The organism is Pseudomonas sp. GW821-FHT07G06 (assembly GCF_058986625.1).
This window is the reverse complement of the sequence record NZ_JBYSVW010000006.1, coordinates 1-21,539: the sequence shown is the minus strand read 5'-3', so window position 1 is coordinate 21,539 and position 21,539 is coordinate 1. Positions and strand designations below refer to the sequence as shown.

The 21,539-nt window shown below is 62.2% G+C and carries 18 protein-coding genes and 3 tRNA genes; 4 read left to right on the top strand and 17 right to left on the bottom strand.

What is annotated here, in order from left to right:
- Window positions 1–183 precede the first annotated feature (183 nt).
- The 5 genes from AC3WJW_RS13150 to AC3WJW_RS13130 form a co-directional block, all read right to left on the bottom strand.
- Window positions 184–1,161: an XdhC family protein gene (locus AC3WJW_RS13150; RefSeq protein ID WP_493726281.1), complete on the bottom strand. Its 978-nt coding sequence runs from the start codon at window positions 1,159–1,161 to the stop codon at window positions 184–186.
- A 1-nt stretch (window position 1,162) separates the two neighbouring features.
- A complete protein-coding gene (locus AC3WJW_RS13145; protein WP_493726280.1) occupies window positions 1,163–2,401 on the bottom strand; it encodes a c-type cytochrome in 1,239 nt (412 codons plus the stop codon).
- A 2-nt stretch (window positions 2,402–2,403) separates the two neighbouring features.
- The gene (locus AC3WJW_RS13140; RefSeq protein ID WP_007982256.1) at window positions 2,404–2,943 is read right to left on the bottom strand and encodes a (2Fe-2S)-binding protein; all 540 of its coding nucleotides are present in this window, start codon (window positions 2,941–2,943) and stop codon (window positions 2,404–2,406) included.
- Window positions 2,936–5,767 (bottom strand): xanthine dehydrogenase family protein molybdopterin-binding subunit, encoded by a 2,832-nt coding sequence (locus AC3WJW_RS13135; protein WP_493726279.1) that lies wholly within the window; start codon window positions 5,765–5,767, stop codon window positions 2,936–2,938. The genes AC3WJW_RS13140 and AC3WJW_RS13135 overlap by 8 nt, the downstream gene beginning before the upstream one ends.
- Window positions 5,768–5,942: 175 nt before the next feature.
- The gene (locus AC3WJW_RS13130; RefSeq protein ID WP_493726278.1) at window positions 5,943–6,884 is read right to left on the bottom strand and encodes a LysR family transcriptional regulator; all 942 of its coding nucleotides are present in this window, start codon (window positions 6,882–6,884) and stop codon (window positions 5,943–5,945) included.
- 125 nt (window positions 6,885–7,009) lie between these two features.
- On the opposite strand from AC3WJW_RS13130, the gene AC3WJW_RS13125 reads away from it, so the two are divergent.
- The 4 genes from AC3WJW_RS13125 to aldA are packed head-to-tail and all read left to right on the top strand — an operon-like array spanning window position 7,010 to window position 11,791.
- Window positions 7,010–8,305: an MFS transporter gene (locus tag AC3WJW_RS13125; RefSeq protein ID WP_102699286.1), complete on the top strand. Its 1,296-nt coding sequence runs from the start codon at window positions 7,010–7,012 to the stop codon at window positions 8,303–8,305.
- 33 nt (window positions 8,306–8,338) lie between these two features.
- A complete protein-coding gene (gene rhmD / locus AC3WJW_RS13120; RefSeq protein ID WP_493726277.1) occupies window positions 8,339–9,523 on the top strand; it encodes an L-rhamnonate dehydratase in 1,185 nt (394 codons plus the stop codon).
- A 14-nt stretch (window positions 9,524–9,537) separates the two neighbouring features.
- The gene (locus AC3WJW_RS13115; RefSeq protein WP_493726276.1) at window positions 9,538–10,338 is read left to right on the top strand and encodes an aldolase/citrate lyase family protein; all 801 of its coding nucleotides are present in this window, start codon (window positions 9,538–9,540) and stop codon (window positions 10,336–10,338) included.
- A gap of 19 nt (window positions 10,339–10,357) precedes the next feature.
- Window positions 10,358–11,791, top strand: a complete 1,434-nt coding sequence (aldA, locus tag AC3WJW_RS13110; RefSeq protein WP_493726275.1) for an aldehyde dehydrogenase — start codon at window positions 10,358–10,360, stop codon at window positions 11,789–11,791.
- A gap of 136 nt (window positions 11,792–11,927) precedes the next feature.
- On the opposite strand, the gene AC3WJW_RS13105 is transcribed toward aldA, so the two are convergent.
- The 12 genes from AC3WJW_RS13105 to truA form a co-directional block, all read right to left on the bottom strand.
- A tRNA-Asp gene (locus AC3WJW_RS13105) sits at window positions 11,928–12,004 on the bottom strand.
- Window positions 12,005–12,096: 92 nt separating this feature from the next.
- Window positions 12,097–12,173 (bottom strand) — tRNA-Asp (locus tag AC3WJW_RS13100).
- Window positions 12,174–12,226: 53 nt separating this feature from the next.
- Window positions 12,227–12,302: transfer RNA gene (locus AC3WJW_RS13095), tRNA-Val, on the bottom strand.
- 183 nt (window positions 12,303–12,485) lie between these two features.
- The gene (locus AC3WJW_RS13090) at window positions 12,486–13,262 is read right to left on the bottom strand and encodes an SDR family oxidoreductase (RefSeq protein ID WP_493726274.1); all 777 of its coding nucleotides are present in this window, start codon (window positions 13,260–13,262) and stop codon (window positions 12,486–12,488) included.
- Entirely contained in the window at window positions 13,259–14,470 is a 1,212-nt protein-coding gene (locus AC3WJW_RS13085) for an O-succinylhomoserine sulfhydrylase (RefSeq protein WP_126050496.1), read from the bottom strand. Before AC3WJW_RS13085 ends, AC3WJW_RS13090 begins: the two co-directional genes overlap by 4 nt.
- A gap of 73 nt (window positions 14,471–14,543) precedes the next feature.
- Entirely contained in the window at window positions 14,544–16,049 is a 1,506-nt protein-coding gene (gene purF / locus AC3WJW_RS13080) for an amidophosphoribosyltransferase (protein WP_007975670.1), read from the bottom strand.
- A 41-nt stretch (window positions 16,050–16,090) separates the two neighbouring features.
- Window positions 16,091–16,651, bottom strand: coding sequence for a CvpA family protein (locus AC3WJW_RS13075; protein WP_007975669.1), 561 nt, complete (start codon window positions 16,649–16,651; stop codon window positions 16,091–16,093).
- A 98-nt stretch (window positions 16,652–16,749) separates the two neighbouring features.
- Window positions 16,750–17,433 carry an SPOR domain-containing protein gene (locus tag AC3WJW_RS13070; RefSeq protein WP_493726273.1) on the bottom strand — a complete coding sequence of 228 codons (684 nt, stop codon included), beginning with the start codon at window positions 17,431–17,433 and terminating at the stop codon, window positions 16,750–16,752.
- Window positions 17,417–18,724 (bottom strand): bifunctional tetrahydrofolate synthase/dihydrofolate synthase, encoded by a 1,308-nt coding sequence (gene folC, locus AC3WJW_RS13065; protein WP_493726272.1) that lies wholly within the window; start codon window positions 18,722–18,724, stop codon window positions 17,417–17,419. Before folC ends, AC3WJW_RS13070 begins: the two co-directional genes overlap by 17 nt.
- Entirely contained in the window at window positions 18,721–19,641 is a 921-nt protein-coding gene (accD, locus tag AC3WJW_RS13060; RefSeq protein WP_007975665.1) for an acetyl-CoA carboxylase, carboxyltransferase subunit beta, read from the bottom strand. Before accD ends, folC begins: the two co-directional genes overlap by 4 nt.
- Window positions 19,642–19,832: 191 nt before the next feature.
- Complete coding sequence (locus AC3WJW_RS13055) at window positions 19,833–20,459, bottom strand: phosphoribosylanthranilate isomerase (RefSeq protein WP_095965299.1); 627 nt, start codon at window positions 20,457–20,459, stop codon at window positions 19,833–19,835.
- Between the two features lie 63 nt (window positions 20,460–20,522).
- A complete protein-coding gene (truA, locus tag AC3WJW_RS13050; RefSeq protein ID WP_032829430.1) occupies window positions 20,523–21,347 on the bottom strand; it encodes a tRNA pseudouridine(38-40) synthase TruA in 825 nt (274 codons plus the stop codon).
- Between the last annotated feature and the right edge of the window lie 192 nt (window positions 21,348–21,539).

Below are 21,539 nucleotides of genomic sequence, written 5' to 3'. Positions count from 1 at the left end.
ACTACCCGTTCCCCGGCGGACAGTTGCTGCGTACGCCGTTTGCGGCACTGGGTGCGTGGTATTACGGATTGCGGGACAGGTTCGGGTACTGACCTTTAAAACAAAAAAGATCGCAGCCTGCGGCAGCTCCTACAGAAAACATGGTCCCCTGTAGGAGCTGCCGCAGGCTGCGATCTTTTGATCTTAAAGCCGGTCCCGCGCAATACCGCTGCGAATCCGCAGGATATCCGCCAGCACCGCCAGGGCAATCTCCGCCGGCGTCTTGCTGCCCAGGTTCAGCCCGATTGGCGCATGAATCCGCCCCAACTCGACCTCTCCCAGACCGCCGATGCGCCGCAAGCGCTCGAAGCGCTTCTGCGAGGTCTGCATGGAGCCCATCACACCGATATAGAACGCCTCGGTGCGCACCGCCTCCATCATCGCCAGGTCATCGATACGCGGGTCGTGGGTCAACGCCACCACCGCCGTGTCGCTGTGGCAGCCGCCGTCGGCGATGAACACCGACGGCAGTTGGCGGCGAATCTCCACGTTTTCCAGCACGACGCCTTCCAGCACTTCGTCCCGCGGATCGCACAGAATCACCTCGAAACCCAGGCCCACGGCAAACTCCGCGCAGACCTGAGCCACACTGGAATAGCCGGCCAGCAACAAGCGCTGGGCCGCGCCGACACGCACACGCACACGCACTCGATCGATTTCACGCTCGATACGCACACCCTGCTCACGATCATCGAACAGGCTGCGCGCACCGCTTTGCAGATCGACTTCGCGGATCAGCCGGCGCCGGCCCAACAGCGCCGACTCCAGCTCGCGCAAATGCGCCTGCACGTCACATTCGGCGTCAAGCTTCTCGACCAGCACATCCAACACCCCGCCACAGGGCAGGCTGACGCGCGAGCGTGGGTCGTCACCTTCGCCGTAGCGGACAACGTTGACCGGCTCCATAAACGCGCCCTCGGCGACTCGCTCGAGAAAGTCTTCCTCGACACAGCCACCGGACAGCGAACCGATCCAGTGCCCGTCAGCGTTCACCGCCAGCAGCGAACCCGGTGCACGCGGAGCCGAGCCGTACGTGGCCAGCACCGTACACAGCCAGATGCGCTGACCGGCCGTCGACCACTCCAGCGCCCGGCGCACCACTTGCAGATCGAGATGCTGCATATCAGTGCGCCTTGTGCTCGAGCGGCGGCGCATCGGCCCGCAACTTCTGCACGTCGTTCACCGCCAGGTCATTGGGTTGACCACCCCATCCCTGACGCAGGTAGTTCAGCAGATCCGTGAGTTGCCCGTCGCTCAACTTCTCGGCGAAGCCCGGCATCGGCTGCATGTGCTCGAACCCGGAGAACTTCTGCTCACCGATACCGTCGTCGATCACCCGCAACAGGTTGCGCGGATCTTCCAGGCGCAGCGTGGTGTTGCCGCGCATGGCGACGGCGATGTGCGGCTTGCCCTCGCCGCCCGGCGCATGGCAACCGGCGCAGACGTTCAAATATTCCTGACGGCCACGCTGGGCACTCGGGCTCAGTTTGTCCAATGGCACTTCGGTGAGCACTTTCGCCGCCGGCGGCTGATCGCCGAGCAGGAAGGTCGCCATCGCCGCCAGATCCGGATCGCTCAGGCCCTGGGTGCTGTTGTGGAACACCGGGAACATCTCGTTGAACATCGTGCCCTGGGCGCTCATGCCGTGCTTGAGGAACGAGCTCAGGTCCTGATGGTTCCAGCCACGGGCTGCCAGGTCAGTGGCCAGCAGGCTTGGCGCCAGATAACCATTGAGAATGCCGCCGGTCATACGCTTGTCCTGCTGCATCGCACCCGGCAAGCCGCGTGGGGTGTGACATTCGCCACAGTGCCCCAGCACGTCGACCATGTACTGGCCGCGCTTCCAGGCTTCGCTCTTGCCTTCAGCCGGTTCCAGCTTCACGTCCTTGCCGTACATCATGTTCCAGCCCATCAGGCCCAGGCGCACGTTGAACGGAAAGCTCAGGCGGGTGACCGGCGCCGCGCGCTCGATCGGCTCGACGGTTTTCAGGTAGGCATGAATCGCGTCGGAATCGGCGCGCGGCATCAGGTGATACGAGGTGTACGGCATCGCCGGATACAGGTTCGCGCCATCGCGGCGCTTGCCTTCGGTCAGCGCGGCGAAGAACTCGTCATCGCTGTACAGGCCGATGCCGTGCTCTTTGCTCGGGGTGATGTTGGTGCCGTAGATCGTGCCGAACGGCGACACGATCGGCAGGCCGCCCGCATAGGGCGCGCCACCCGGCGCGGTGTGGCAGGCCATGCAATCGGCGGCGCGGGCAAGGTACTGGCCTTGCTTGACCTGCGCCTCATCGGCGTGGGCCAGCAACACAGGCGCAGCCAGGCCGACCGCCAGCGCCAGGCGGGACAATAGTGGCTTCATGCTTAACCCTCCTTGACCAGGCCGAGATCGGTCAGCACGTTGCGGGTGGCGCTGTAGTAGCGCACGTACCCGGTGCAACGGCAGATGTGATGACCGAGGCTGTCCTCGATGACTTTTTCCAGCTGGCTTTTGACGATCGGCTGACGCTGCAGCTTTTCCACCAGCACGGTCGCAGCATTGACGAAACCCGGCGCGCAGTAGCTGCACTGGAAGGCGAATTCGTCGACGAAGCGCTGCTGGATCGGGTTCAGCTCGGTGACCTTGCCCTGCTCGTCGCGGGTCGCATGGCCTTCGATGGTCCGCACTTTCTTGCCTTCGAAATAGTGCGCGCCGGTGATGCAGGTGCGCACTTCTTCGCTGGTGCCGTCAGGGTTGTCGACGATCACCACGCAGGCGTGGCAGATGCCCTGGCCGCAGCCCAGGCGCGAACCGGTGAGGTTCTTGTATTCGTGCAGGTAGTCGATCATCGGCAGGTCATCAGGGATGTCCACCGGGCCGACGGATTGACCGTTGAGGGTCAGTTGAAGCGGACGGTTAGCCATTGAGGGCCTCCTTGATGCGTGCAGAAGTGATAGGCAGGTCGCGGACACGTTTCCCGATGGCATGGGCCACGGCATTGCCGATGGCACCGACCACCGGAATCATCACCACTTCGGCGATGCCCTTGGACGGGTCGCTTGGCGACAGTGGCGGCAGGATCTCCGCCGTCTGCTTCCACACCGCAACATGCCGCGCCATTGGCAGGCGGTAACGGTTGAAGTTCCAGTCACCCTCTCCCGGCCCGCCTTCGTACAGCGGCATTTCTTCCATCAGCGCATGGCCGATGCCCATGGCGATGCCACCTTCGAGCTGGCCCTTGACCAGTTCCGGCACCAGCACGCGACCGCACTCGACCCACGAGTGATGGTTGAGTACCGACACTTCGTTCGAACCCTTGTTGACCTTCACTTCCACCAGCGTGGCCACCGGGCTGTAGTACGTCACCGCCGCGTTGTTCAACTGGGTTGCCGGGTAGGCGATGTTCTGCCGGTCCAGCAAATGGAAACCGGCGCTGGTCATCTGCGCCTTCTTCGCTTTCGGTGCGCCGTCGCCGTACTTCACGGCCAGGCCATCGAGCGGCAAGCGCTCACGCACGCCGTCGATGCTGAACTCGGCCTCGGCCCAACTCCAGCGGTTGAAACCGTGCACCGTGGCGCCGCTCACCAGACCGCGCTCGTGAACACGCTTGGCCAGCATGGCGAACGGCAATGGTTCCATGCCGTTGGCGGTGAGCTTGCCATCGACCCAATGGGCGTCTTCGCGGCGCACCACGTAAGGGTTGGCCTGACCGCCGTAAGGGCCTTGGCGCCAGATCTCCATCGCCGCCGGCCACAGGCCGTGGTTGAACAGCACGCGTGCCGCTTCACGGGTGGCGTGGCTGAAGTAGTACGCCGAGTTGGTGGCCGACGATGCCGAAGCCACCTTGCCGACCCAACGCGGGTTGCGCAGGACATTATCCTGTTCGGCCTGGCTCATGATGTACGGGTTGCCGCTGCTGGTCAGCTGCAACTCTTTCCATTCGGTTTCACCGGTCTTCACTTCGTGCGCCGGGATACCGAGGAAATCGGCCACAACCATGGCCTGCGAGGTCGACATGCCGGTGCCGATCTCGATACCGATGTGGCGCAGGCTGATGCGACCTTCGGCGTTGAATTCAATGCTGGCCATCGGCGCTTCGGAACCGGTGCCGAAGTCTTTCTGGCAGATGGCGAAACCAACGCCGTACCAGTTGTCCGGATCGGCGGCTTCGCGTTGTTTCTTGATCGCGTCGCGGTTTTTCCAGACCTCGTGGACGGCCGCCTTGTCGAGAATCTCGTGCAGGCGCAGGGCACCGGCCGGGATCGCGCCCTGGGTGTTTTTCATGCCCGAGCGCAGTGCGTTCTTGCGGCGCAGTTCAATGGCATCGATACCCAGGCGATCGGCGATTTCGTCGACCATCATTTCGGTCGACGCCATGCTCTGCAGGGTGCCGTAGCCACGCATCGACCCGGCTTCTACCGCGCGGGAATGGTAAGCCGTGACCTGCAGGTCGTTCTGCGGCATGTAATAGATCGATTGCGCGGCCGTGGCGCCCACCGCCGCCACCGACGGGCTGTAGTTGATTCGCCCGCCACCGTCGACGCTCATTTCAGCGCGGAAGATCTTGAAGCTGTGGTCGTTCTTGTCCACCGCCAACTGGTAGCGAATGTCGAACGGGTGACGCTTGATGCCGCTCTGGAACTGCTCGTAGCGGTCGTTGGCCAGGCGCACTGGCACACCGGCGCCGTACAACGCGGCCAGCGCTGCGTAGTAGACGAAAATGTTGTGGTCTTTCGAGCCATAGCCGACGGTGTAACCCGGGTGCATGTTCAGGTTGGCCAGGCCGAAACGCGACGGCGCGATCATCTTCGCGGTCTCGGTCGCGGCTTCCAGCGGGCACTGGGTGGCGACGACGAAATGCAGGGTCTTGGTGGCCGGGTCGTACCAGCCGTTGCCGTTGTCCGGCTCCAGGGCAGCCGGCTCGATCGATGGCGTCTTGTAGCGCTCGTCGAACACCAGCCAGTTGTCCGGCGGCGTATCGATCTGCTGCTTCATGCGGTCGGCGTAGAACAACCCGCGCTCGGTCAGGTTGCCGTGCAGGTTCGGCTGGGAGTTCCACACCGGACGACGGTTTTTCAGCATCGGGAACAGGATCGAATCCTTGAGGCTGGCAAACTCGTCTTCATCCGCCGAGGTCGCGCCGCCGACGCGCACATAGCGGAAGCTGCCGTAAGGATCGCCTTCGTAGAACGGCACCTGGGCACCGTAACGAATTGCCTTGTCATTGAATTTGAGCTGGTTCTTGGCCTGACGGAAGCGCTCGAAGTCGTTCCAGATCAGGATCGCCACCGGATGACCGATGAACATCGGCACCTTGCCGGCCGGCAACAATGGATCCGGGGCGTGCTCCTCTGGGAACACGATACCGTCCTTGACCAGATCTTCGGCGGTGACGATGCGGTCCGGCTGCAACTCGGCACCCAGCCACGACAGATCGATGCCTGCAAAAATGTGGTCGGCCTTGATGGTTTTGAGCAGCATGGCGTGGCCTTGCTGCTGTGGCCAACCCGGCATGTCCTTGGCGCGGATGTCGCGGGCAAAGACCTTGCTGCCACAGACCTTGGACAAGGCATCGTTACGGGCGCGCGCCTTGCCATTGTTGCCGAGCCACTGCTCGGACGGCACGGTCACGCTGTTTTCCATCAAGGCGGCCAGCGCCTGGCTGCTCAACGGCGTGAGCGTCACGCTCACGCCCGCTACCAGCCCGCCCTGAAGGAACGAACGCCGGGATATATCACGGTTGGACATGGATCATCCTCTGGGCGGTTATGGGTCCGCCCTTCTGGTTATGTACTGGAAATCTCGAGTCGTGCAGAAGCCCTTTTCGACGATGCAAAGGGCTGTTGTTGACAGTGCAAAGCTGACCGAAAGGTTAAGTTTATAGGCTTATGCCTTCGCGGAAAACTAAAAACTGACCAAGGAATCAAAAAACCGCGACTTTTCGACGCAGCAGTTCGATGAACAACCCCAACTCCCGGCTGATGTGCTCGCCCTTGCGCAACAACAACCCGAATGGCGCCATCTGCACATCCAGTTCCACCGGCAACGCCACCACCAGGCCCATTTTAAGATAGTCGCGCAATGCGGTTTCCGACAGGACCATGATCGCGTCGGTCAACTGAATCAGTTGCTGCATGGAGTACACCGAACCGCATTCGATGATGTCCGCCGGCAACGGCAACGCCAGGCGTTGCAACGCCTGATCCAGGCCGATGCGCGCCGGACTGGTTTCCGGTTGCAGGATCCACGGCCAACCGTTGACCAGTTCCGCCATGTCCAGTTTCTTGCGCCGGGCCAGCTGATGGCCGGCGTGCACCACCACCAGCAAGCGTTCGTTACCCAATTGCTCGAAGACGTAATGCTCACTGTCGGTGGCGGCATTGCGCCGGGCGATGGCGAGGTCGATGCGGCCCTGCTCCAGCAACTGGATCACCTGGTCGCTGGTGTCGCCCATGATGCGAATCCGCAACTGCGGATTGAGCGCCTTGATCTCGGCAATCGAATCCATGACCAGGCCCGGCGCCGCGCCCATGATGGTACCGATCGACAGATAGCCGTAGCCGCCCTGCTGCCGCGCCATCAGGTCCTCGGCACAACGGTCGAGGCCACTGATGGCCGACTCGGCAAAGCGAATCAGCTCCTGGCCCAGCGCTGTCGGGCGCATCCCCCGCGGCAGGCGCTCGAACAGATCGCAGCCGAACATGTCTTCAATCTCATGGAGCATGCGGGTTGCCGCCGGTTGCGACATGTTCAGGCTTTGCGAAGCGCGGTGCAGGTTCTGGCTGGAGCTGAGCGTCACCAGCATGTGCAGATGCTTGTAGCGCAGGCGATTGAGCAGGCTGCGGGAGATGATCGGCGTGGTCATGGCGGGCCTTTTTTATCGATACCCTGAGGGTATCAGTTGTGAGCTAGATTCGATTTGTAACGCATCGATCAGCGGCCGTACAGTCTTCCCCATAAGAACAAATGCCCTACCAAAGGAAAACTGCGATGAAGACTCTACCCGCGCCTCTGCTCGCCAAAATTTCCTGGCGGCTACTCCCGTTTCTCCTGCTGATGTACATCATGGCCTTCCTCGACCGCGCCAACGTCGGGTTCGCCAAGCAAGCCTTCCAAGCCGACACCAACATCAGCGATGCCGCCTTCGCCTTCGGCGCCGGGGTGTTCTTCGTGGGCTACGCGTTGCTGGAAGTGCCGAGCAACCTGATCCTGCACCGCGTCGGCGCCCGCCTGTGGATGTGCCGGATCATGGTCACCTGGGGCCTGGTCTCCGCCGCCATGGTCTTCGCCCACACAGAAACCAGCTTCTACATCCTGCGCTTCCTGCTGGGCGTGGCCGAAGCCGGCTTCTTCCCCGGCGTGATCCTCTACCTCACCTACTGGTTCCCCAGCGCCGTGCGCGGCAAGGCCATGGGTTTCTTCTATTTCGGTGCGCCGCTGGCATTCATCTTCGGCAGCCCGTTGTCCGGCCTGCTGCTGGAACTGGACGGCTTCGCCGGCTTCCACGGCTGGCAGTGGCTGTTTGCCGTTGAAGGCCTGATGGCGACGGCGGTGGGCATCTGGGCCTACTGGTACCTGGACAACCGCCCGGCCGACGCCAAGTGGCTGACCGTCGAGGAACGCCAGCAAGTGCAGACCCTGCTCGATCAGGAAGACAGCCATAAACAGAACCACGGCCGCAGCCTGCTCAACGTCATTTGCCAACCCTCGGTGCTGTACCTGTGCCTGATCTACCTGTTGATCCAGGCCAGCGTCTACGGCGTGGTGTTTTACCTGCCAAGCCAGGTCGGCGGACTGCTCGGGACCAAGGTCGGGCTGATGGTCGGCCTGGTCACGGCGATTCCATGGATTTGCGCCTTGATCGCCGCCTACCTGATCCCCGGCTACAGCGACCGCACAGGTGAACGTCGCCGCACCGCGTGCCTGACCTTGCTGATGGCCGCCGCCGGGATCGCCTGCTCGGTGACCTTCAGCAACCCGCTGCTGGGGATCATCGCGCTGTGTTTTGCCGCCTCCGGCTTCATCGCCGTGCAACCGGTGTTCTGGACCTTCCCCTCCAGCTACCTCGCCGGCAGCGCCGCCGCGGCCGGGATCGCCCTGATCAACTCGTTCGGCGCCCTCGGCGGCTTCATCGCCCCCATCCTGAAGAACTGGGCCGAAGGCGCTTTCCATTCACCGGCAGCAGGCTTGTACGTGCTGGCCGTTACCACCGTCATTGCCGCGTTGCTGGTGCTGGGCGTACGCGCGCCCGGCCATGAAGCCTCGAACAAACCGGCCACCGTTTAAACCTGACCGCCGTTTAACAAAAGGAATCACACCATGGGCATTCCAACCATCAAACACGTCCGCGCTTTCACGCTGCGAGGCGGCGGCGCGGATTATCACGACCAGGCCGACGGCCACTGGATCGACGATCACATTGCCACGCCGATGAGCAAGTACCCCGAGTACCGCCAGAGCCGCCGCACCTTCGGCATCAACGTACTCGGCACCCTGGTGGTGGAGATCGAGGCCAGCGACGGCACCGTCGGTTTTGCCGTGACCACTGGCGGCGAGCCGGCCGCCTACATTGTCGAGAAGCACCTGGCGCGCTTCCTCGAAGGCGCCCGGGTCACCGACATCGAAAAAATCTGGGACCAGATGTACCAGTCGACCCTGTATTACGGACGCAAGGGCATCGTCATCAACACGATCTCAGGCGTCGACCTGGCGCTCTGGGACTTGCTCGGCAAGATCCGCCAGGAGCCCGTGCACCAGTTGCTCGGCGGTGCGGTGCGCGACGAATTGCAGTTCTACGCCACCGGCGCCCGCCCTGACCTGGCGCAGAAAATGGGCTTCATCGGCGGCAAGATGCCGCTGCACCACGGCCCGGCCGAAGGCGAAGAAGGCCTGCGCAAGAACCTCGAAGAACTGGCGACCATGCGCGAGCGTGTCGGCCCGGACTTCTGGCTGATGCTCGATTGCTGGATGAGCCTGGACCTCAACTACGCCACCAGACTGGCGGTTGGCGCCCACGAACATGGCTTGAAATGGATCGAAGAAGCCCTGCCGCCAGACGATTACTGGGGCTACGCCGCCCTGCGCAACAACGTGCCCAAGGGCATGCTGGTGACCACCGGCGAACATGAAGCCACGCGCTGGGGCTTCCGCATGCTGCTGGAAATGGGCTGCTGCGACATCATCCAGCCGGATGTCGGCTGGTGCGGCGGGATCACTGAACTGGTGAAGATCTCGGCCCTGGCCGACGCCCACAACGCGCTGGTCATCCCTCACGGCTCTTCGGTGTACAGCTACCACTTCGTCGCCACCCGGCATAACAGCCCGTTCGCCGAGTTCCTGATGATGGCGCCGAAGGCTGACGAAGTAGTGCCTATGTTCCACCCGCAATTGCTCGGCGAACCGGTGCCGATCAATGGCCGCATGCGCCTGTCCGCGCTCGACCAGCCGGGTTTCGGTGTGACCCTCAACCCGGAATGCCAACTGCATCGGCCGTATAACCGCTGAGAAAGGAGTTCGTGATGAACATGCCGCATAACGCGTTCAAGGCCGCACTGAACAACAGCGAAACCCGGTACGGCATCTGGGCCGGGTTCGCCACCGGCTACGCCGCCGAGATTGTCGCCACCACCGGTTACGACTGGATGCTGATCGATGGCGAACACGCTCCAAATACCGTGCCCGGCGTACTCGCCCAGTTGCAGGCCGTGGCGCCTTACTCGACCGCGCCAGTGGTGCGCGCGGTGAATGGCGATGCCAACCTGATCAAGCAACTGCTGGATATCGGCGCGCAGACGCTGATGATCCCGATGGTCGAAACCGCTGAGCAGGCACAGGCACTGGTGCGCGCCATGCGCTACCCGCCCCACGGCATTCGCGGGGTCGGCGGCGGCCTGACCCGGGCCACGCGTTGGGACGCTGTGTCAAATTACCTGAATACCGCCCACGAACAACTGTGCCTGATCGTGCAGGTGGAATCGCGCACCGGCGTGGAAAACGTCGCCGCGATTGCCGCCGTCGAGGGCGTGGATGCGGTGTTTATCGGACCGGCGGATTTGTCGATTGGCCTGGGTCACGCCGGCAACCCCGGCCACCCGGAAGTCCAGGAGCGGATTCAACACGCCGTGAACGCCACGCTGGCGGCCGGCAAGGCCTGCGGGATTCTCGCGCCCAACGAAGAAGACGCCCGCCGCTACCAGCGCTGGGGCTGCCAGTTCATTGCCGTGGCCATCGACATCAGCCTGCTACGCCAAGGCGCCATGGCCACCCTCGCCCGCTACCGCGAACCTGCCACCCCTCAAGCGCCGTCACGCACCTACTGATCTGCCAAGGAGTCGCACCATGTCATCCGTGCCTGTTTACGAAAACTTCATCGACGGCCAGTTCGTGGCCAGTGCTGCCCACCTCGATGTGATCAACCCGGCCACCGGCGCCGTGCTGTCGAAAGTTCCGGCCTCAACCGCCGAGGACGTCGACCGTGCCCTCGCTGCCGCCCGTGCCGCGCAGAAAGACTGGGCGCGCAAACCGGCGAATGACCGCGCCGGCTACTTGCGCCGGATCGCCGCGAAACTGCGGGAAAACGTCTCGCACCTGGCGCGCACCATCACCCTGGAGCAAGGCAAGATCAGCGGGCTGGCGGAAGTTGAAGTCAATTTCACCGCCGACTACCTCGACTACATGGCCGAATGGGCGCGACGCATCGAAGGTGAAATCATCACCAGCGACCGCCAGAATGAAAACATCTTCCTGTTGCGCAAACCACTGGGCGTGGTGGCCGGGATCCTGCCGTGGAATTTCCCCTTCTTCCTGATTGCCCGAAAAATGGCCCCGGCCCTGCTGACCGGCAACACCATCGTCATCAAGCCCAGCGAAGAAACCCCGAACAACTGCTTTGAATTTGCTCGATTGGTGGCCGAAACCGACCTGCCGCCCGGCGTATTCAACGTGGTCTGTGGCGACGGGAAGGTCGGCGCCGCCCTGAGTTCGCACAAGAGCGTGGACATGATCAGCTTCACCGGCAGCGTCGACACCGGCTCGCGGATCATGGCCGCCGCCGCACCGAACATCACCAAGCTCAACCTGGAACTGGGCGGCAAGGCGCCGGCCATTGTGCTGGCGGATGCAGACCTCGACCTGGCGGTCAGGGCGATCCGCGATTCGCGGATCATCAACAGCGGCCAGGTGTGCAATTGCGCCGAGCGGGTATATGTCGAGCGCAAGGTGGCGGATCAGTTCATCGAACGCATCGCGGCGGCCATGAGCGCAACGCGCTATGGCGACCCGATTGCCCAGCCCGACGTGGAGATGGGCCCGCTGATCAACCGCCAGGGGCTGGACAGCGTCAACCGCAAAGTCCGCACCGCGTTAAGCCAGGGCGCAAGCCTGATCAGCGGCGGACAGATGGCCGACCTGCCGAATGGCTTCCACTTCCAGCCCACTGTTTTAGCCGGTTGTCGCGCCGACATGGAGATCATGCGCGAAGAGATTTTCGGGCCAGTGCTGCCGATCCAGATAATCGACGACCTGGACGAAGCCATTGCCCTGGCCAACGATTGCGACTATGGCCTGACTTCGTCGATTTACACCCGCGACCTGAGCAAAACCCTGCAGGCGATGCGCGAGCTGGATTTTGGCGAAACCTACGTCAATCGCGAGAACTTCGAAGCCATGCAAGGCTTCCATGCCGGTGTGCGCAAGTCCGGCATCGGTGGCGCGGATGGCAAGCATGGGCTGTACGAATATACGCATACCCACGCGGTGTATCTGCAAGGCTGATTGAGGTGTTCAGGCGGGTTGCCAAATCGCAGACACAAAAAACCCCGGTCTTTCGACCAGGGTTTTTGCTATCGACTCGAAGTAGCCAGTGGCTTCTTCGTAGCTCCAAGGCGTTCAGTGGGCCTCGGGGCAGATATGGCGCAGCGGACGGGACTCGAACCCGCGACCCCCGGCGTGACAGGCCGGTATTCTAACCGACTGAACTACCGCTGCGTATCGCTTTGAGCAGATGCTCAAGTAACTCGTCTGATTGAAAACTCAGTAGCTTTTCAATCTCGAACCAGATGAATCTGACTCGGAAAATATGGCGCAGCGGACGGGACTCGAACCCGCGACCCCCGGCGTGACAGGCCGGTATTCTAACCGACTGAACTACCGCTGCGCGTCGGTGGAGGCATTTCAGCCTACCTCTTGCTTTCGCAAGTATCTCGGGAGTGGTGGGTGATGACGGGATCGAACCGCCGACATTCTGCTTGTAAGGCAGACGCTCTCCCAGCTGAGCTAATCACCCGTTTGCATCTCCGAGGCCGCGAAATTTACGCAGGTAGCGAACCTAAGTCAATAGCAGGATTGAAGTTTTTTTCAAAAACAGCTTTTAGCGGCAAGCTTCGAGCTGCAAGTAAAAGCAAGCATGCATATAGCAGGCACACCACCGTCACGCTTTACCTTGCAGCTTGAAGCTTGAAGCTGCCTTTCACTGCTCATAGATCATCTTCTTGGTCATGCCGCCATCGACCACGAATTCCTGCCCGGTGACAAAACCGGCATTCCTCGACAGCAGCCAGGCCACCATCGCCGCCACATCCTCGACCGTCCCCACCCTGCCCGCCGGATGCTGGGCATGATCGGCCTCGGTCAAGGGTTCGGCACGCCGCACCGAAGGGTCGCGCGCATCGATCCAGCCAGGGCTGACGGCATTGACCCGGATCTCCGGGCCAAGGCTGATGGCCAATGCGTGAGTCAGGGCCAACAAGCCGCCCTTGCTCGCCGCATAGGCCTCGGTGTCGGGTTCCGACTGCGCGGCGCGGGTCGAGGCCAGATTGACGATGGCGCCGCTGTGAGCGCGCAGGTACGGCGCACAGTGCTTGGCCAGCAGCATCGGCCCACTGAGGTTCACCGCCAACACCCGATTCCAGTGGGCCAGATCGAGGCTTTCCAGGGTGATGTTGTGCGGATCGGCCACCGCCGCATTGCAGACCAGCGCATCCAGGCGCCCGAACTGGCCGAGCACCTCGGCCACGCCCAGCGCGACTTGCCCCTCGTTGGCGACATCCATGGCGATGAACCAGGCGTTGTCGCCCAGCACTTTCGCCACTTTCGAACCGCGCTCCCGGTCCAGATCTGTCAGCACGACCTGCCAGCCTTCGCTGATCAGCCAGGCCGAAATCCCCAGGCCTATGCCCCGCGCAGCACCGGTCACCAGCGCTACGCGGCCATTGGAGCCCGTATTGGGCGCAGACAACTCGATCACAACGCAGCCAGGCCGCGCGCCAGATCGGCTTGCAGGTCCGCCACGTCTTCCAGGCCGACCGCAACGCGGATCAGGCTGTCACGAATGCCCGCCGCTTCACGCTCCTGCGGCGCCAGGCGACCATGGGACGTGGTGCTCGGATGCGTGATGGTGGTCTTGCTGTCGCCCAGGTTGGCGGTGATCGAAATCAGGCGCGTGGCGTCGATAAAGCGCCAGGCGCCCTCTTTGCCGCCCTTCACCTCGAAACTGACCACTGCACCGAAACCCTTCTGCTGGCGCAGCGCCAGCTCGTGCTGCGGATGGCTCTTGAGGCCGGCGTAATGGACTTTCTCGATGCCTTCCTGCTGCTCCAGCCATTCGGCCAGTTGCTGGGCGTTGGCACAATGGGCCTTCATGCGCAGGTTCAGGGTTTCCAGGCCCTTGAGGAAGATCCAGGCGTTGAACGGGCTCAGGGTCGGCCCGGCGGTACGCAGGAAGCCAACCACTTCTTTCATCTGCTCGCTGCGACCGGCGACCACGCCACCCATGCAACGGCCCTGGCCGTCGATGAACTTGGTGGCCGAGTGCACGACGATGTCCGCGCCCATTTTCAGCGGTTGCTGCAAGGCCGGGGTGCAGAAGCAGTTGTCGACCACCAGCATCGCGCCTTTGGCGTGAGCGATTTTCGCCAGTTCGGCAATGTCGACCAACTCGGCCAGCGGGTTGGACGGCGACTCGACGAACAGCAGCCTGGTGTTGGGCTTGATCGCCGCGTCCCAGCCGGACAGATCCGCCAGGGCCACGTAATCGACTTCGATACCGAAACGCTTGAAGTACTTTTCGAACAGGCTGATGGTCGAGCCGAACACGCTGCGCGACACCAATACGTGATCGCCGGCGCTGCACAGGCTCATCACCACGGCCATGATCGCAGCCATGCCGGTGGCGGTGGCCACGGCTTGCTCGGCGCTTTCCAGAGCGGCGATGCGCTCTTCGAAGGCGCGTACGGTCGGGTTGGTGTAGCGCGAGTAAACGTTGCCCGGTACTTCCCCGGCAAAACGCGCGGCTGCGTCGGCAGCGGTGCGGAATACATAGCTGGAAGTGAAGAACATCGGATCACCGTGTTCGCCTTCCGGCGTACGGTGCTGACCGGCACGTACGGCCAGGGTATCGAACGCTACGCCTTCGAGGTCGCTGTCCAGCCGACCGGCATCCCAATCCTGACTCATGCTGTCACTCCTTTCCCTATTCTCGTCAATTAAAAGCCGGATACAAAACCGGCCCCTCAGGGCCGGTAGAAACTCAGTTGTTGTACAGGTCGATGATCGCGCTGACTGCCTGCGTCTTGACCTTGGAGGCATCGTTGCGTGCCTGTTCGATCTTGTTCAGGTAAGCCTCGTCGACGTCGCCAGTGACGTACTGGCCATCGAACACCGCGCAATCGAACTTGTCGATCTTGATCTTGCCGCCACCGACCGCTTCGATCAAGTCAGGCAGATCCTGATAGATCAGCCAGTCGGCGCCGATCAGGTCAGCCACGTCCTGGGTGGAACGGTTGTGCGCGATCAGCTCGTGAGCGCTCGGCATGTCGATGCCGTAGACGTTCGGGTAGCGAACCGCTGGCGCCGCGGAGCAGAAGTAGACGTTCTTGGCGCCGGCTTCGCGGGCCATCTGGATGATCTGCTTGCAAGTGGTACCGCGAACGATGGAGTCATCCACCAACATCACGTTCTTGCCGCGGAATTCCAGTTCGATGGCGTTGAGCTTCTGGCGTACGGATTTTTTCCGCGCGGCCTGGCCCGGCATGATGAAGGTCCGGCCGATGTAGCGGTTCTTCACGAAGCCTTCGCGGAACTTCACGCCCAGGTGGTTCGCCAGCTCCAGCGCGGCGGTGCGGCTGGTGTCCGGAATCGGGATGACCACGTCGATGTCGTGGTCCGGACGCTCGCGCAGGATCTTCTCGGCCAGTTTCTCACCCATGCGCAGGCGGGCCTTGTAGACCGACACGCCGTCGATGATCGAATCCGGACGCGCCAGGTAGACGTGCTCGAAGATGCACGGGGTCAGGGACGGGTTGGTTGCGCACTGACGGGTGTACAGTTTGCCCTCTTCAGTGATGTAGACCGCTTCGCCTGGCGCCAGGTCGCGAATCAGGGTGAAGCCCAGCACGTCCAGGGAAACGCTTTCCGAGGCGATCATGTACTCGACGCCTTCGTCGGTGTGACGCTGGCCGAAAACGATCGGACGGATGCCGTGCGGGTCGCGGAAGCCGACGATGCCGTAGCCGGTGATCATGGCTACGACGGCATAACCACCGACGCAACGGTTGTGCACGTCGGTGACGGCGGCAAACACGTCTTCTTCGGTCGGCTGCAACTTGCCGCGCTGGGCCAGTTCGTGCGCGAACACGTTGAGCAGCACTTCCGAATCGGAGCTGGTGTTGACGTGGCGCAGGTCAGATTCGTAAATCTCCTTGGCCAGTTGTTCAACGTTGGTCAGGTTACCGTTGTGCGCCAGGGTGATGCCGTAAGGCGAGTTGACGTAAAACGGTTGAGCTTCAGCCGACGTCGAGCTGCCCGCGGTCGGATAACGCACATGGCCAATGCCCATGTGACCGACCAGGCGCTGCATGTGACGCTGCTGGAACACGTCACGCACCAGGCCGTTATCCTTGCGCAGGAACAACCGGCCATCATGGCTGGTCACGATACCGGCAGCGTCCTGGCCGCGGTGCTGGAGCACGGTTAGCGCGTCATACAGCGCCTGATTGACGTTCGACTTACCGACGATACCGACGATGCCACACATGCGACGCAACCCCTACTTAATGGATCTGAACTGAGCACTACTCACTGAGGCGTTTTGGCCATCGGCAAGAGTTGCTCCTTGAACGGAATATCAGCGGGTACGCTGATTCCGCTGGCAAGCCACTGACTGCTCCACCCGAGAATCAGGTTTTTGGACCAGTCGGCGACCAATAGAAATTTTGGCACGAGCTGTGACTCTTTCCACCACCCGTCCTGCTGTACCGGCCCCAGGCTCAACAGCCCGACGGCGATGACCACCAGCAACCCGCCACGCGCGGCGCCGAAGGCCATGCCGAGGAATCGGTCGGTCCCGGAGAGCCCAGTGACGCGAACCAGTTCGCCGATAAGATAATTGATCATTGCGCCTACGATTAAAGTGGCGACAAACATGATGGCACAGCCCGTGATTATACGGGCCGATGGCGTTTGAATGTACCCGCCGAGGTACTCGGACAGTGAGCCACCGAACATCCAGGCAACGACTCCTGCGATGATCCAGGTCAGCAGCGACAGTGCTTCTTTGACGAAGCCGCGGCTCAGACTGATCAATGCGGAGATGGCGACGATTGCTACGATCGCCCAGTCAACCCAGGTAAATGGCACAGTGCAGCCTACAGACGGATAAGGCGGCGCATTTTAGCAGAGCCCATGCTTATCGGTAAGCTGCGATTGTCAGTGCATTGCATATCGGGGCGATAGTTTTAGCCACGTTCCGGCTGAAAGCGCACGACAAACCCCTTCAGGTTCTGCTGGCGGTTCAGCAAATCCCGCAGCCGGTCGGCTTCTGCACGCTCGATCAGCGGCCCGACAAACACCCGGTTTTTGCCGTCGGCGGTCCGGATGTAGGCGTTGTAACCCTGGCTGCGCAAGGTTTTCTGAAGCTTTTCCGCGCTTTCACGGTTCGCCAGACTGGCCAGTTGCACCGACCAGCTGACCGACAAACCATTGGCATCGACACGGCTTTGCGTGGTGTCCGGCTTGCCGGGTGCCGCCGTGATGGGCTGGGCAGGCGCGGTCGCAGGCTTGGCGGCCAGCGCCGGAACCGGCGCAGGTGCAGGTGCAGGTGCAGGTGCAGGAGGCGGTGTAACCGGTTTGGCAGCAGGTGCCGGAGCCACCGGCACAGCCGGCACCGCCGATTCCTGCTGGGCAATTTCGTCATCGCTCGGCACGGGTTCCTGGGGCAAGGCTTGTGGCTCAGGCACCGCCACGGGTTCGACCTGCACCTGGGGCAGCGCAGGCGCCTGCGGGGCCGCCGGCGCTTCGACCGTCACCTGGCGCTGTTCGTCCTGGCGGGAAAACAGCATCGGCAGAAAAATCACCGCCAGCGCGACCAACACCAGGGCGCCAACCATGCGCTGTTTGTATGCCTTATCCAGCAATGCCATTTGCCACTTCCTCCGTGGAGCGCCGGGCCAGCCATTCAAGGGCCTCGGCGACACAATAAAATGATCCGAACAACAGGATTTCGTCGTCGCTCGTGGCCTGCGCGCACTGCCCTTCCAGGGCGGCCGCTACACTGTCGTATGACGTGACCGAGGCACCAAGACCTTGCAATGCATCGTGCAGATCCGCAACCGGACGCGCCCGAGGCGAATCCAGCGGTGCAACAGCCCAGTGCTGGACACTAGCATTCAATTCGCCGACAACACCACCCAGATCCTTGTCCGCCAGCAGCCCGAACACCGCCAGACGCTTGCCGACCGGTGGACGGCTGGCCAGACGACGGGCCAGGTACTCCGCCGCATGCGGGTTATGCCCCACATCCAGCAATAAATTCAAACGCTTGCCCTGCCACTCGAACGCGCGGCGATCCAGACGACCGACCACCTTCGTAGCCCGCAGCGCTTCGATAATCTGCGCATCCACCCAAGGCAAGCCAAGCAGCAAGTAAGCCTGCAACGCCAGCGCGGCGTTTTCCATCGGCAGATCGAGCAGTGGCAGGTCGCGCAGCTCAACCGCCCGCCCTTGTGCATCGACACCGCGCCACTGCCAGTTGTGATCGGTCACGCCCAGATCAAAATCGCGCCCACGCAGGAAAAACGGGCAACTGAGCTCGCGCGCCTTGTCCAGCAGGGGTTGTGGAGGATTCAGATCGCCACAGAGCGCTGGCGCGCCCTGGCGGAAAATACCGGCCTTCTCGAAGGCCACGGACTCTCGGGTATCACCCAGGTAATCGGCATGGTCGACGCCAATACTGGTGACCAGCGCCATGTCGGCATCCACCACGTTGACCGTGTCCAGACGACCGCCCAGACCGACTTCCAGCACCACCGCATCGAGCCCGGAGTGCTGGAACAGCCAGAACGCCGCCAAGGTGCCCATTTCGAAGTAGGTGAGCGAAGTGTCGCCACGCCCGGCCTCTACCGCAGCAAAGGCCTGGCACAGCTCGGCATCAGTGGCTTCGACGCCGTTGACCGTGACCCGCTCGTTGTAGCGCAGCAGGTGCGGGGAGTTGTAAACCCCCACCTTCAAGCCCTGGGCCCGCAGCAAGGACGCCACGAACGCACAGGTGGAACCCTTGCCGTTGGTGCCGGTGACCGTAATCACCCGTGGCGCCGGCTTGCCCAGTCCCATGCGGGACGCTACCTGCTGCGACCGCTCCAGCCCCATGTCGATGGCCGAAGGGTGCAACTGTTCGAGGTAGGCGAGCCATTCGCCAAGGGTACGTTGGGTCATAGGCTGGCAGGTACCGGTGGAACCACGATTGGCTCGATGGGGGCGGCCACGAACTTCGGCGTTGGCAGGCCCATCATTTGCGCAAGCAGGTTGCCCAGGCGCGGACGCAGTTCCTGACGGTCGATGATCATGTCGATGGCACCGTGCTCCAGCAGGAACTCGCTGCGCTGGAAGCCTTCCGGCAGTTTTTCACGCACGGTCTGCTCGATCACTCGCGGACCGGCAAAACCGATCAGCGCCTTTGGCTCGCCGACAATCACGTCGCCCAGCATCGCCAGGCTGGCGGAAACGCCGCCGTAGACCGGATCGGTCAGCACGGAGATGAACGGGATGCCTTCTTCACGCAGACGCGCCAGCACCGCAGAGGTCTTGGCCATCTGCATCAGGGAAATCAGCGCTTCCTGCATCCGCGCACCGCCGGAAGCCGAGAAACAGACCATCGGGCAACGTTTTTCCAGGGCGTAGTTGGCGGCGCGAACGAAACGCTCACCGACGATGGCGCCCATCGAACCGCCCATGAAGGAAAATTCGAACGCAGAGACCACGATCGGCATGCCCAGCAACGTACCGCTCATCGAAACCAGCGCGTCTTTTTCGCCGGTCTGCTTTTGTGCAGCGGTCAGGCGGTCCTTGTACTTCTTGCCGTCGCGGAATTTCAGACGGTCAACCGGCTCCAGGTCTGCACCCAGCTCGGTACGGCCTTCAACGTCGAGGAAGATGTCGATACGGGCGCGGGCGCCGATACGCATGTGATGGTTGCACTTGGGGCAAACGTCCAGGGTCTTTTCCAACTCCGGACGATACAGCACAGCCTCGCAAGACGGGCATTTGTGCCAAAGACCTTCAGGCACCGAGCTCTTCTTGACCTCGGAACGCATGATCGAAGGGATCAGTTTGTCTACTAACCAGTTGCTCATGCTTTCTTTCTCCAGTACCGGCGGCCCGAACGCTCTGGTTCGCAGCCCCGTGTATGCCCTAGCGCTAAATTCATGTGTGCGGCGATGATCAGTGAATGGCCGGATCAGCAAAACGTGACCTGCGTACCACCCCATGACCCTCAGCCGTTTTGTACAGTGCAGTGGACGGCGGCAGTCTGCCAGCCGTCACATCAACAGGTGCTACCGCGTACCGCCTTGATAAATGCCTGGACCTTTGCGTGATCCTTGATGCCCTTGCTCGCCTCTACCCCGCCGCTGACATCCACGGCATAAGGCCGGACGCGGGCAATCGCTTCGGCGACGTTATCCGGCGTCAGGCCGCCGGCCAGAATGATCGGTTTGCTCAAGCCTTGCGGTATCAGTGACCAGTCAAACGCCTCACCGGTTCCTCCGGGAACGCCTTCGACATAGGTGTCGAGCAGGATTCCGCTGGCACTGGCATACGCATCACAGGCCGCGGCGATGTCATCCCCCGCCTTGACCCGCAGCGCCTTGATGTACGGACGGTGCCAGCCTTCGCAATCCGCCGCGCTTTCATCGCCGTGAAATTGCAGCAGATCCAGGGGCACTGCGTCGAGGAGTTCGCCCAGTTCGCAACGGCTCGCATTGACGAACAGGCCCACGGTGGTCACGAACGGCGGCAGCGCCTGGATGATCGAGCGCGCCTGCTGGAACGTCACCGCACGGGGGCTTTTGGCATAGAACACGAAGCCGATGGCATCCGCCCCGGCCTCGACGGCCGCCAACGCATCCTCTATGCGGGTAATCCCACAGATCTTGCTGCGAACGGCTGACATGTCAACACAACTCCAAGACAAATCCGGGAAAGTCCCGGATGGTAACAAAAGCGTTCGAGGGCGTCAGCCGCCAAGTTCCGAGAAGCCGGTCAGGAAGTGTGGGCCGATGTAACGTTCTGGCAATTCGAACTCGTCACGGTACTCGACCTGCACCAGATACAACCCGAATGGATGCGCGGTCACGCCACCGGTCCGGCGAATCCGGCTCTCCAGCACCTCCTTCATCCACTCCACCGGACGCTCACCGGCGCCAATGGTCATCAGCACACCGGCGATGTTGCGCACCATGTGGTGCAGGAAGGCGCTGGCGCGAATGTCCAGCACGATCATCTTGCCGTGACGGGTGACACGCAGGTGATGCAGTTCCTTGATCGGCGACTTGGCCTGGCACTGGCCGGCGCGGAAAGCACTGAAATCATGGGTGCCGAGCAGGTATTGAGCCGCCTCGGCCATGCGCTCGACGTCCAGCGGGCGGTGGTTCCAGGTCACTTCTTCGTTCAGGTGCGCGGGACGGATCTGATCGTTGTAGATCACGTAGCGATAACGCCGGGCAATGGCCTTGAACCGCGCATGGAAGTGCGCCGGCATGACCTTGGCCCAACTGACACTGACGTCGTGGGGCAAGTTGATGTTGGCGCCCATGGTCCAGGCCTTCATCGAACGCTCGACCTGGGTATCGAAATGCACCACCTGTCCGCAGGCATGCACCCCGGCGTCGGTACGCCCGGCGCACATCAGCGAGACGGGTGAATCGGCGACTTTGGACAAGGCGTTTTCGAGGGTTTCCTGCACGGTGAGCACCCCGGACGCCTGGCGCTGCCAGCCACGGTAGCGCGAGCCTTTGTATTCGACGCCCAGCGCGATCCGGAAAAAGCCGTCGGCTGCCATTTCGGCGGCCGGGTTATCTATATTTGCCAAGGAGGGACAGCCTGATGATGTACCAAAGGCGGGCATTATAAGGCCACCGGGCGGGGATACCAGAGAGATCTCCTTTGACTGTTCCGGCCTCTTCGCGGGCAAGCCCGCTCCCACAGGATCACACTGTACCTGTGGGAGCGGGCCTGTCTCTTCTACACATCT